Below are 12,549 nucleotides of genomic sequence, written 5' to 3' on the forward strand. Positions count from 1 at the left end.
ATTCAAGCCTGCGTTCGGCCAGCGTGGTTTAACGGGGCGCCTAAGATCAAAAGCAGATCAAGATCAAGAGCGACTCGCTTCGCATCGTGGTTACGGTTGAGCGCTACAGAGTTGTGTAGATACCTATGGTCATCGGGGGCAAGCCCCTTCCCACATTTGCTCGCTATTGGCTTTTAGTGTGCGGTGGCCTGGAGGCCGGCGAGTAACAGGCGCTGGTACAGGTCTTCCTTGAACCCCTCCGGCTGATCCAACCGCATCCGCTCAAGGTGCTCGGGAAACGCCTCCGGCTCCGGTGCGTCCAGCGCCGCCTTGCCCAGCTCCAGCATCTCCGTGAGCTTGAATTTACTCTTGAGCCAGTTCAGCGCCCGCAACAGGTCCCGCTCCTCGTCCGTAAAGTCACTGCCCAACGGGTACTCCGGGAACAGGCGTCGGTGCCTGACCTGAATCGCCTGGAGCCGTTGCGGTGTGTTGTCGGCAAAACGCGGGTCCAGCTTGAAATCCTTGGGCAGCTTGCCGGCCTTTTGCGCCTGCTCGATCAAATCGTCCTGGAAGCGCGAGTCAGTGATATTGAGCAACGCTTCAATCACCTTGGCATCAGTCTGCCCCCGCAAGTCGGCAATGCCGTACTCGGTAATGACGATATCGCGCAGGTGTCGGGGAATGGTGCAATGGCCATATTCCCAGACGATATTGGAGCTGACCTCTCCCCCCGACTCGCGCCAGCTGCGCAGGATCAGGATAGAACGCGCATCCTCCAGCGCGTGGCCCTGGGCAACGAAGTTGTACTGCCCGCCCACGCCACTGAGCACGCGGCCATCTTCCAATTGGTCGGCCACACCGGCACCGAGCAACGTCACCATGATCGCACTGTTGACGAACCGTGCATCCTGGCGCTGCAAGCGCTTGAGTTCTTCCTGGCCGTACAGCTCGTTGATATAGCTGATGCGGGTCATGTTGAATTGCAGCCGCTTGGCGTGGCTCATCTCCTGCAAGCGCTGGTAGAAACTGCGCGGGCCAAGGAAGAAACCGCCATGGATGGAGATGCCATCGGGCTGCGCCGCATCGTCGAGCAGCCCGGCATTGGCTTGCTCCTGGGTCGCCACATCCGGGTAAACCTTGCGCCGGATGATGCCGGCATCCGCCAGCACCAGCATGCCGTTGACGAACATTTCGCTGCAACCATAAAGGCCCCGGGCGAACGGATCGACGCCACCCTCACGACTGATCAAGGGCGCCCACTGGTACACATCCAGGTCGGTCAGCAGCAATCGATAGGCTTCGTTGTCGGCCTGGCGCGCCAGCAAGGCGGCGGTCAGCGCATCGCCCATGGAGCCGATGCCGATCTGCAAGGTGCCGCCATCGCGAACCAGGGTACTGGCATGCAGGCCGATAAAATGGTCCTGGAACCCCACCGGCATGTTGGGCGTGGAAAACAGCGTGGTGCTGTCTTTTTCGTCGAGCAGGTAGTCGAATGCGTCCATGCCCAATTCCGCATCGCCGGGCATGTAGGGCAATTCAGTGTGAACCTGGCCAACCACCAGAATGGTTTCCCCGGCTTCGCGACGCTTGGCGATCATGGGGAGCAGGTCGAGGGTGATATCCGGGTTGCAGCTCAGGCTCAGGCGGTCGGGATGCTCGGCGCTGCTGGCAACCAGTTGCGCCACCAGGTTCAGGCCGGCGGCATTGATATCACGGGCGGCATGGCTGTAGTTGCTGCTGACATAATCCTGCTGCGCCGAGTCGCTGTGGAGCAGGCTGCCGGGCTGCATGAAGAACTGTTGCACGCGGATATTCTTCGGCAGGCTGCCCTTGTGCAGGTCCGCGAGGAAATCCAGTTCGGGATAATCGCCAAACACGCGCTCGATAAAAGGTTCGAGAAAGCGCTTCTGCAACCCGTCCCCCAGGGACGGGCGACCCAGGCTCAGCGCGGTGTAGATGGTCAGCGCCCGCTCGGGCAACTTGGCAATGCGCCGGTACAGCGCATTGACGAACAGGTTGGGCTTGCCCAAGCCCAGCGGCATGCCCATGTGGATATGCGCCGGCAACCGCGCCAGTACGTCGTCAACTGCTTGCTCGATTGAACACAACTGCACCATCCGACCCTCCTGAACATTCCATGATTAGGGGTTGGACAGAGCGTGGCGGGTCTTTGCTGCAAAGAACAGCGTTGAAACACAAATCTGGGGCACAAAAAAGCCGCCCGTAAGCGGCTGTTTTGACGAAGATCGGTTTATTTCAAGCCGGACATCTTCTCGATCGCACCCTTTAGCTCATCATCCGAGCAATCGGCGCAGGTGCCTTTCGGCGGCATGGCATTGATACCTGTGATGGCCTTTGCAAGCAGCCCGTCGAGGCCGCCCTGCTCTTTGGCACGTTTACCCCAGTCTGCGGCATCGCCGATTTTCGGCGCACTCAGCAGGCCAGTGCCATGGCATGCATTGCAATGTTTGGCGATCACTTCATCCGGCGTCTTGGCACCGCCGCCGCCGCCCGCCGCCACAGCAACCTCCATCCCCTTGCATTCCTGACCCTGGACACAGACCTGGCCCACAGGCTCCAGGCGCTTGGCGATGTCATCGTTGGTCGCAGCTTGAGCGCTGCCAGCCCACAGGGCCAGTACGGTTGCTGGTGCAGCCAGCATTTTCATAATTAGGTTCACGCGTTCACCCTCATGGTGGCTATTCACGCCTGCGGCCACGGTTTCGCAGGCGGCGAAAGTATAGCGGTTAGTCCGCCCGGCCGAAACAACCCTATTAAATAAAGGGAGATTCGGCCTCACGGTGTACAGCTGCGCGAACCCTGCAACGCTGGCAGGGCGCCTTCTGTTTTAAAAGTTCGCCGGTGTGGCTGCGCTGATTAGTCGCGCCGGCACGTCGAACGGATTGCGAAAACGATGGGGCTTGGTACTTTCAAAGTAGTAGCTATCGCCTGCTTCGAGCACAAAAGTTTCAAGACCGACCACCAGTTCCAGGCGCCCTTCCACCAGGATTCCGGTTTCTTCGCCTTCATGGGTGAGCATTTCTTCGCCCGTGTCGGCGCCTGGCGGGTAGATTTCATTGAGGAACGCGATTGCCCGGCTCGGGTGCGCTCGGCCTACCAGCTTCATGGTCACGGCACCGTCGGAGATGTCGATCAGCTCATTGGCTTTATAGACGACCTGCGTGGGTATTTCCTGGAGGATCTCTTCGGAAAAGAATTCCACCATGGACATGGGAATGCCGCCCAGTACCTTGCGCAGGGAACTGATCGAGGGGCTGACGCTGTTTTTCTCGATCATCGAAATGGTGCTGTTGGTGACGCCCGCGCGCTTGGCAAGCTCGCGCTGGGAAAGACCTTTGAGTTTACGGATGGATTGCAGTCGTTCGCCGACGTCCAATGCAGGTGCCTCCTGGGATTCAGGCTTTGTTGTAATTGAGCGTTATCATGGCGACAGCGTTCAGTATTTACAACACTTGGGCCTAAATCCTGGGCAGCGGCATTCGTACCTGGCGATCAAGCGCCCAAATAGAGCCTTGGCACTCGGCGCAGGTTGCAGAAAAGCTGATAGGGGATGGTTTCAGCAGCAGTCGCGACGTCGCTGGCAAGGATATTCTTGCCCCACAACTCCACCGTGGAACCCAGCCCCGCCTGGGGCACATCCGTCAGGTCGACGCACAGCATGTCCATGGACACCCGGCCCAGCAACTGGCTGCGCTGACCTGCGACCAGCACCGGTGTGCCCGTGGGCGCGTGGCGCGGGTAGCCATCGGCATACCCCATGGCCACCACGCCGATACGCATCGCTTTGGGCGTGATGAACCTGGCCCCGTAACCCACCGGCTCTCCCGCCGGCAGTTCACGTACGCAAATGATTTTCGACTCCAGGGTCATCACCGGCTGCAAACGCGCGGCGATAGCCTGGTCATCACCAAAGGGCGTGGCACCGTAGAGCATGATGCCAGGACGCACCCAGTCACTGGACACACTTGGCCAACCCAGTACGGCCGGGGAATTGCGCAGGCTGACTTCAGCCGCCAGGCCCTGGCGCGCCGCTTCGAATACCGCCACTTGCTCGCTGCTGCTTGCGCAATCGAGCTCATCGGCACGGGCGAAATGGCTCATCAATACGATCTTCGCGACCTTGCCACTGGCCAGCAGACGCTTGTACGCCTCCTGGAAATCCTTGGGGTGCAGGCCGACTCGGTGCATGCCCGAGTCGAGCTTGAGCCAGATGGTCAGCGGCTTGCCCAGCGTGGCCTGCTCGATCGCCTCCAGTTGCCACAATGAATGCACCACGCACCACAGGTCCTGCTCGATGATCAGCGTCAGCTCGTCGGCTTCGAAAAAACCTTCCAGCAGCAGTACCGGTGCACGTATCCCGGCGGCGCGCAGCTCCAGGGCCTCCTCGATGCACGCCACCGCAAACCCATCGGCCTCGGCTTCCAGCGCCTGGGCTACGCGCACCGCGCCGTGGCCGTAGGCGTCCGCCTTGATCACGGCGAGGGCCTTGGCCCCGCTGACTTCGCGGGCCAATTGGTAGTTGTGACGCAGGGCTTGGAGGTCGATCAGGGCACGGGCAGGACGCATGGCGGCAGGCTTCTAGGCGGCAGAGTGAAGAAAACCGGTGCCGACCGACAACATCGGCACCGCAAGAGGGATGTGTATTAAGGCAGCGCAGCCACGACGGACAGCTCTACCAGGATATTCGGTTCGCACAGTTTGGCTTCAACCGTGGCGCGGGCCGGGGCGACACCTTTTGGCAACCACTTGTCCCACACCGCGTTCATACCGGCGAAATCGGCATTGATGTCTTTCAAATAGATCGTCACCGACAGCAAGCGGGTCTTGTCGGTGCCGGCCAGGTCCAGCAAACGCTCGATGTTGACCAGGGTTTCACGGGTCTGCTGCTCAATGCCGGCATTCATGTCGTCGCCCACTTGGCCCGCCAGGTAAACGGTGCTGTTGTGAACAACGATCTGGCTCATGCGTTCATTGGTGAGCTGGCGCTGGATGGACATGTTTTGCGGACTCCTGGTGATTGCCGTAACGGGAGATATCGAGGCCTTCGGCACTGATCTGCGGCGTTTTCTTCGCCATCAGGTCGGCCAGCAAACGTCCGGAGCCGCATGCCATGGTCCAGCCGAGGGTGCCGTGGCCGGTATTCAGGAACAGGTTCCTGAACGGAGTGCCACCGACAATCGGTGTGCCATCGGGTGTGGTCGGGCGCAGACCGGTCCAGAAACTGGCTTGGGCCAAATCGCCGCCATGAGGATAAAGGTCGTTGACGATCATCTCCAGGGTTTCACGCCGACGCGGGTTGAGCGACAGGTCAAAACCGGCTATCTCAGCCATGCCGCCGACGCGAATGCGGTTGTCGAAACGGGTGATCGCGACTTTGTAGGTTTCGTCGAGGATGGTCGAGGTCGGCGCCATCGCCGGGTTGGTGATCGGCACGGTCAGCGAGTAGCCCTTGAGCGGGTACACGGGCGCCTTGATCCCCAGCGGCTTGAGCAGCTTGGGCGAATAACTGCCCAGCGCCAGCACGTAGCGGTCGGCGGTTTCCAACTTGCCATCGATCCACACGCCATTGACGCGGTCGCCGGCGAAATCGAGGCGCTGGATGTCTTGTTCGAAGCGGAACTCAACGCCCAACTGCTTGCACATGTCGGCCAGGCGCGTGGTGAACATCTGGCAATCGCCCGTCTGGTCGTTGGGCAGGCGCAGCGCACCGGCGAGAATGTCGGTGACGTTGGCCAGGGCCGGCTCGACCCGGGCGATGCCGGCACGGTCGAGCAATTCGAAGGGCACGCCGGACTCCTGCAGCACGGCAATGTCCTTGGCCGCGCCATCGAGCTGGGCCTGGGTACGGAACAGTTGAGTGGTCCCCAGGCTGCGCCCTTCGTAGGCAATCCCGGTTTCAGCGCGCAGTTCATCAAGGCAGTCGCGGCTGTACTCGGAGAGGCGAACCATGCGCTCCTTGTTCACCGCATATCGGTTGGCGGTGCAATTGCGCAGCATCTGCGCCATCCACAGGTATTGGTCGATATCGGCGGTGGCCTTGATCGCCAGTGGCGCATGGCGTTGCAGCAGCCACTTGATCGCCTTGAGCGGCACGCCCGGCGCGGCCCATGGCGACGCATAGCCTGGAGACACCTGGCCGGCGTTGGCGAAACTGGTCTCCATGGCGGCGGCGGGTTGACGGTCGACCACGACGACCTCAAAGCCGGCCCGAGCCAAATAGTAGGCACTGGTCACGCCAATGACGCCGCTACCCAAGACCAGAACGCGCATTTTTATATCCTCATCACGGGCTGAGCCGCTGACGTGTGTTATTCGAGCAATGATGGGCGCAGTGTAAAAAACAATCACCAGTGCATTTCACTATATAAATGCCTATATTTGGCGACAATTCTCGGCAAAAATGCTTTTCACAGAGGCGTATCCCCTATGCGTACCAACACTCAGACCAAGCGGGAGCTGGACAAGATCGACCGCAACATCCTGCGCATCCTGCAAACCGATGGGCGCATTTCGTTCACGGAGCTGGGCGAGAAGGTCGGGCTGTCGACGACGCCCTGTACCGAGCGAGTCCGGCGCCTGGAGCGCGAAGGGATCATCATGGGCTACAACGCACGGCTCAATCCGCAGCATTTGAAAGGGAGTTTGCTGGTATTTGTCGAGATCAGCCTGGATTACAAGTCCGGCGACACGTTTGAAGAGTTCCGCCGCGCGGTGCTCAAGCTACCGCATGTGCTGGAGTGTCACCTGGTGTCCGGAGACTTCGACTACTTGGTGAAAGCGCGGATTTCCGAGATGGCCTCGTACCGCAAATTACTCGGCGATATTCTGCTCAAATTGCCCCATGTGCGCGAATCCAAGAGCTACATCGTGATGGAAGAGGTGAAAGAGAGCCTTAACCTGCCGATCCCCGATTAACCTGACACAACTCAATCAAATGTGGGAGGAGGCTTGCCCTAATGCCAGTCAGTTAAGCCTGCACCGCCCTCTGTAGGAGCGAGCTTGCTCGCGAAAAAGGTCAACGATAACGCGTGCTTTCTGAATGAGCGCGGTGCCTGTGAGTTTTTCGCGAGCAAGCTCGCTCCTACAGACGGCATTAGGGCTTGCCCCCTCCCACACTGACCGAGTAAATCCGCTACACCAATACCTGTCGGGTACTCGCCATGTACGCGTGGATCTGCTTTTCAACCCGTGGATGAATCAGTTCCACCGGCCGCCGGCCATTGGGGCACGGCAAGGTCTTGGTGGTGCCGAACAGGCGACAGATCAGCGGGCGCTCGTCATACACGGTGCAGCCGTTGGGCCCCAGGTGCACGCAATTGAGCTCATCCATGGCCGCTGCCTGCTCGGCAGCTGTCTTGCGCGGCAGGCGTGACATTTCTTCGGGCGAAGTGGTGACCGGCCCACAGCAGTCGTGACAACCGGGAACGCACTCGAACGAAGGAATCTGTCGACGCAGCGCGCTGATTTTCTGACTGTTGCAACTCATCGAAACACACACCGAACGGCGAATAGGCGTGGATTCTGACTCAAAACGCCCCGCGCAGACAGCTTCGTCCGACCGTTGTATCCTGCGTCAAATTTTCCAAACAGGGAGGCCCCCATGATCGCCAGCGCCCGGCACACCGCGTCCTACTACGCCGCCAGCAGCGTGCCGCACCCCGATTACCCGGCGTTGACGGGTGAGGTGCGCGCCGATGTCTGCGTGATTGGCGGGGGATATTCCGGGCTCAACACCGCCCTGGAACTGGCCGAGCGCGGCTTCAGCGTCGTGCTGCTGGAAGCGCGCAAGATCGGTTGGGGCGCCAGTGGGCGTAACGGCGGGCAACTGATTCGCGGCGTCGGCCACGGCCTTGACCAGTTCGCCAAGGTGATCGGCACCGACGGCGTGCGCCAGATGAAACTGATGGGCCTGGAAGCGGTGGAGATCGTACGCGAGCGCGTCGAGCGCTTCCAGATCCCCTGCGACCTGACCTGGGGCTACTGCGACCTCGCCAACAAGCCCCGCGACCTGCAGGGTCTCGCCGAAGACGCCGAAGAGCTGCGCAGCCTGGGTTATCGCCATCCAGTACGCCTGCTGGAAGCCGGCGAGATGGCCAGCGTGATCGGCTCCGACCGCTATGTAGGCGGAATGATCGACATGGGTTCCGGGCACCTGCACCCGCTCAACCTCGCCCTGGGCGAAGCCGGCGCTGCCCGGCAACTGGGCGTGCAATTGTTCGAGCAGTCCGAGGTGACGCGCATCGACTACGGCGCGCAGGTCAAGGTGCACACCGCCCAGGGCCAGGTACATGCCACGACCCTGGTGCTGGCCTGCAACGCCTACCTCAACGACCTCAACCCGCACTTGAGTGGCAAGATATTGCCCGCCGGCAGCTACATCATCGCCACCGAACCCTTGAGCGAAGCGCTAGCCGCCAGCCTGTTGCCGCAGAACATGGCGGTGTGCGACCAGCGGGTAACGGTGGACTATTTCCGTCTGTCCGCCGATCGCCGCCTGTTGTTCGGCGGCGCCTGCCACTATTCCGGGCGCGACCCGAGCGACATTGGCGCCTATATGCGGCCAAAGATGCTGCAAGTGTTCCCGCAATTGGCCAACGTGAAGATCGACTTCCAGTGGGGCGGCATGATCGGCATCGGCGCTAATCGGTTGCCGCAGATCGGGCGCCTGGCAGATCAACCCAATGTGTATTACGCCCAGGCCTACGCAGGCCATGGCCTCAACGCCACGCACCTGGCCGGCAGGTTGCTGGCCGAAGCCATCAGCGGCCAGCAACAAGGGCGCTTCGACCTGTTCGCCCAAGTGCCGCACATGACCTTCCCGGGTGGTAAACACCTGCGCTCGCCGCTGCTGGCCCTGGGGATGCTCTGGCACCGCCTCAAGGAACTGGTCTGATCAATCGCGCCAGAAAGCCTTCAAGCCTTCATGGCGTGCCTGCTCTGCCGTCAGCCCCACATCGCGCAATTGCTCTGGTGTCAGCGTCAGCAAGGCCTTGCGTGTATGAAGGCGGCGCCAGAACAGGCTCCACCGATTTTCGCCAGGCAGAGTTGGCGCCCGCTCCTGCCCGGCTTCCGGTTCCTGGCTATGTAACGCCAGCCGCACATCGCTCATGCCATTCATTTGCCGTCCCTCGTTAGCTTGCCGCCTTGAGTGACTAGAATGAGCGAGCGAGCAAAACCAATACAGATTCAGCCTCCCCTTATTAAATCCATACAGACACTGCCTATGCACGGCTGAATCCTGTATTTTGCGCCTATCTGTACTGGTCTGCTGGGAGTGACCGCCGTGACCCTTTACGTCAACCTTGCCGAATTGCTGGGCACCCGCATCGAACAAGGCTTCTATCGCCCCGGCGACCGTCTGCCTTCCGTACGCGCATTGAGTGTGGAACACGGGGTCAGCCTGAGCACCGTGCAGCAGGCCTATCGATTGCTGGAAGACAATGGCCTGGCGATGCCCAAGCCCAAGTCCGGCTATTTTGTGCCGGCGGGCCGTGAACTGCCGGCGCTGCCCGAGGTGGGTCGCCCGGCCCAGCGGCCGGTAGAGATTTCCCAGTGGGACCAGGTGCTGGAATTGATTCGTGCCGTGCCGCGCAAGGACACCATACAGTTGGGCCGTGGCATGCCGGATGTGTTATCGCCCACCCTCAAGCCATTGCTTCGCAGCCTGGCCCGCGTCAGCCGCCGCCAGGATCTGCCGGGGCTTTACTACGACAACATCATGGGCTGTATGGAATTGCGCGAACAAATCGCGCGACTGTCGTTGGATTCCGGTTGCCAGCTGACGGCCGAAGACATCGTTATCACCACCGGCTGCCACGAAGCGCTGTCCGCCAGCATCCACGCGATTTGCGAGCCCGGCGATATCGTTGCGGTGGATTCGCCAAGTTTCCACGGCGCCATGCAGACCCTCAAGGGCCTGGGCATGAAAGCCCTGGAGATCCCCACCGACCCGATCACCGGCATCAGCCTTGAAGCCCTGGAACTGGCGCTGGAACAGTGGCCGATCAAGGTCATCCAGCTCACCCCCAACTGCAACAACCCCTTGGGCTACATCATGCCGGAGGCGCGCAAACGCGCACTGCTGACTCTGGCCCAGCGCTTCGACGTGGCGATCATCGAGGACGATGTGTATGGCGAACTGGCCTACAGCTACCCGCGCCCGCGCACGATCAAATCCTTCGACGAAGACGGCCGCGTCCTGCTGTGCAGTTCGTTCTCCAAGACCCTGGCGCCCGGCCTGCGCATTGGCTGGGTCGCGCCGGGGCGCTACCTGGACCGGGTGCTGCACATGAAATACATCAGCACGGGCTCGACCGCCACCCAGCCTCAGATTGCGATTGCAGAGTTTCTCAAAGGCGGCTATTTCGAACCGCATTTACGCCGGATGCGCACGCAATACCAGCGTAATCGCGACCTGATGCTCGACTGGGTCAGCCGCTACTTCCCCGCCGGCACACGGGCCAGCCGGCCCCAGGGCAGTTTTATGCTGTGGATAGAATTGCCGGAGGGCTTCGATACCCTCAAGCTCAACCGTACGCTGACGGACCAAGGCGTCCAGGTGGCAGTAGGCAGCATCTTTTCTGCATCCGGCAAATACCGTAACTGCCTGCGTATGAACTACGCTGCCAAACCGACGCCGCAGATTGAAGAGGCGGTGCGCAAGGTCGGTACCGCTGCGCACGCCCTGCTGGCCGAAGGGGCAGACTGACCTTTTCCGAGCAATTGCCGTCATATGCCGACAAACGCCTGACCTGGATGCCGCTTCCTTGATGATTAAACGGCTTTTACCGCTTTTCCTGTTGGGAGCACTGGCACTGGGTGGCTGCGCGACGGCCTACACACCGCGCGTGCCCAGTGATGCGCTACCGGCGGCGCAGTCCTCCTTCGGCCGTTCGATCCAGGCCCAGGCGGCACCGTATCAGGGCCGCTCCGGCTTTCGCCTGCTGCCCAACAGCAGCGAAGCGTTCATGGCCCGCGCCGAACTGATCCGCAACGCCCAGACCAGCCTCGACCTGCAGTACTACATCGTGCATGACGGTATCAGCACGCGCATGCTGGTGGATGAACTGCTCAAGGCCGCCGACCGCGGCGTGCGCGTGCGCATCCTGCTGGACGACACTACCAGCGACGGGCTCGACCAGATCATCGCAACGCTTGCCGCCCACCCCAACATCGACATTCGCCTGTTCAACCCGCTGCACCTGGGCCGCAGCACCGGGGTGACACGTGCCATGGGGCGCCTGTTCAACCTGTCGCTGCAACACCGGCGCATGCACAACAAACTGTGGCTGGCCGACAACAGCGTGGCGATCGTGGGCGGGCGCAACCTGGGGGATGAGTATTTCGATGCCGAACCCAACCTGAACTTCACCGATATCGACATGCTCAGTGTCGGGCCGGTGGCCGAGCAACTGGGTCACAGTTTCGATCAGTACTGGAACAGCGCGCTGAGCAAGCCTATCGATGAGTTTGTCTCAACGATGCCTTCCAGGATCGACCTCGCTGTCGCGCGCGGGCGCCTGGAGGCCTCGCTGACCCAATCGCGCCAGCAGAACCACGCCTTGTATAACCGCCTGCGCACCTACCAGACCCAGCCGCGCATGGATATCTGGCGTCGCGAGCTGATATGGGCCTGGAACCAGGCGCTGTGGGATGCCCCGAGCAAGGTGCTGGCCAGGGCCGACCCGGACCCGCAATTGCTCCTCACCACGCAACTGGCGCCGGAGCTGGAGGGCGTCAGCCGTGAGCTGATCATGATTTCGGCGTACTTCGTTCCCGGGCCGCCCGGGCTGGTGTACCTGACGGGCCGCGCCGATGCGGGCGTGTCGGTGAACCTTTTGACCAACTCCCTTGAAGCCACCGATGTACCCGCCGTGCACGGCGGCTACGCGCCCTATCGCAAGGCGCTGCTGGAGCATGGCGTGAAACTCTATGAGCTGCGCCGACAACCCGGCGACCCCAGCGCAAGCAGCGGGCCGCACCTGTTTCGTCGCGGCAGCTTGCACGGCTCCGACTCCAGCCTGCACAGCAAGGCGATGATTTTCGATCGGGAAAAATCGTTTATCGGCTCATTCAATTTCGATCCGCGCTCAGTGCTGTGGAACACCGAAGTCGGCGTACTGGTGGACAGCCCGGAACTGGCGGAACACGTACGCAACCTGGCGCTGCAAGGGATGGCGCCAGCGCTGAGCTACGAGGCGAAACTGCAGGATGGGCAGATCGTGTGGGTGACGGAAGATAACGGCCAGTTGCACACCCTGACCCGGGAGCCCGGCAGTTGGTGGCGCCGGTTCAATGCCTGGTTCGCCACCAGTGTCGGCCTGGAGCGTATGCTCTAGAAATCAGGTATACCCCATGTGGGAGGGGGCTTGCCCCCGATTGCCATACGTATCTACACACCACCGTAGCCCCCAACCGTAACCACGATGCGAAGCGAGCCGCTCTTGATCTGGCTTTTGATCTTGATCTGCTTGTGATCCTAGGCGCCCCGTTAAACCACGCTGGCCGAACGCAGGCTTGAATCCGTGGGTAACCCGGCAGGACGCCGGG

Annotated in this window: 12 protein-coding genes; 4 read left to right on the plus strand and 8 right to left on the minus strand. The window is 61.2% G+C overall.

All coding sequences use genetic code 11. The features are described 5' to 3' along the window. Positions 1-173: 173 nt before the first annotated feature. The 6 genes from BFP93_RS17055 to dadA form a co-directional block, all read right to left on the minus strand. Complete coding sequence (locus BFP93_RS17055; protein WP_065893962.1) at positions 174-2,096, minus strand: acetyl-CoA hydrolase/transferase C-terminal domain-containing protein; 1,923 nt, start codon at positions 2,094-2,096, stop codon at positions 174-176. A gap of 134 nt (positions 2,097-2,230) precedes the next feature. Next, a complete protein-coding gene (locus tag BFP93_RS17060) occupies positions 2,231-2,647 on the minus strand; it encodes a c-type cytochrome (RefSeq protein ID WP_065893963.1) in 417 nt (138 codons plus the stop codon). 180 nt (positions 2,648-2,827) lie between these two features. After that, positions 2,828-3,376, minus strand: coding sequence for a cupin domain-containing protein (locus BFP93_RS17065; RefSeq protein ID WP_065886958.1), 549 nt, complete (start codon positions 3,374-3,376; stop codon positions 2,828-2,830). Between the two features lie 116 nt (positions 3,377-3,492). Continuing rightward, positions 3,493-4,566 (minus strand): alanine racemase, encoded by a 1,074-nt coding sequence (gene alr, locus BFP93_RS17070; RefSeq protein ID WP_065893964.1) that lies wholly within the window; start codon positions 4,564-4,566, stop codon positions 3,493-3,495. A 77-nt stretch (positions 4,567-4,643) separates the two neighbouring features. Then, the gene (locus BFP93_RS17075) at positions 4,644-4,997 is read right to left on the minus strand and encodes a RidA family protein (protein WP_065893965.1); all 354 of its coding nucleotides are present in this window, start codon (positions 4,995-4,997) and stop codon (positions 4,644-4,646) included. Then, complete coding sequence (gene dadA / locus BFP93_RS17080) at positions 4,969-6,270, minus strand: D-amino acid dehydrogenase (protein WP_065893966.1); 1,302 nt, start codon at positions 6,268-6,270, stop codon at positions 4,969-4,971. The genes BFP93_RS17075 and dadA overlap by 29 nt, the downstream gene beginning before the upstream one ends. A 156-nt stretch (positions 6,271-6,426) precedes the next feature. On the opposite strand from dadA, the gene BFP93_RS17085 reads away from it, so the two are divergent. Then, the gene (locus tag BFP93_RS17085; RefSeq protein ID WP_003176896.1) at positions 6,427-6,915 is read left to right on the plus strand and encodes an Lrp/AsnC ligand binding domain-containing protein; all 489 of its coding nucleotides are present in this window, start codon (positions 6,427-6,429) and stop codon (positions 6,913-6,915) included. A gap of 217 nt (positions 6,916-7,132) precedes the next feature. On the opposite strand, the gene BFP93_RS17090 is transcribed toward BFP93_RS17085, so the two are convergent. Beyond that, on the minus strand, positions 7,133-7,486 hold the full coding sequence (locus tag BFP93_RS17090; RefSeq protein WP_065893967.1) for a YkgJ family cysteine cluster protein: 354 nt from the start codon (positions 7,484-7,486) through the stop codon (positions 7,133-7,135). 114 nt (positions 7,487-7,600) lie between these two features. Between BFP93_RS17090 and BFP93_RS17095 the strand changes: the two genes are divergently transcribed. Further along, positions 7,601-8,893 (plus strand): NAD(P)/FAD-dependent oxidoreductase, encoded by a 1,293-nt coding sequence (locus tag BFP93_RS17095; protein ID WP_065886952.1) that lies wholly within the window; start codon positions 7,601-7,603, stop codon positions 8,891-8,893. Here BFP93_RS17095 and BFP93_RS17100 read toward each other — a convergent pair whose 3' ends face one another. Continuing rightward, complete coding sequence (locus BFP93_RS17100; protein WP_065893968.1) at positions 8,894-9,118, minus strand: DUF1127 domain-containing protein; 225 nt, start codon at positions 9,116-9,118, stop codon at positions 8,894-8,896. 165 nt (positions 9,119-9,283) lie between these two features. On the opposite strand from BFP93_RS17100, the gene BFP93_RS17105 reads away from it, so the two are divergent. Beyond that, positions 9,284-10,708: an aminotransferase-like domain-containing protein gene (locus BFP93_RS17105; RefSeq protein ID WP_065893993.1), complete on the plus strand. Its 1,425-nt coding sequence runs from the start codon at positions 9,284-9,286 to the stop codon at positions 10,706-10,708. Positions 10,709-10,769: 61 nt separating this feature from the next. Further along, the gene (locus BFP93_RS17110) at positions 10,770-12,338 is read left to right on the plus strand and encodes a phospholipase D family protein (protein ID WP_065893969.1); all 1,569 of its coding nucleotides are present in this window, start codon (positions 10,770-10,772) and stop codon (positions 12,336-12,338) included. Positions 12,339-12,549 lie beyond the last annotated feature (211 nt).

This window comes from Pseudomonas sp. 44 R 15 (assembly GCF_900004965.1).
GTDB classification, from domain to species: Bacteria; Pseudomonadota; Gammaproteobacteria; order Pseudomonadales; family Pseudomonadaceae; genus Aquipseudomonas; species Aquipseudomonas orientalis_A.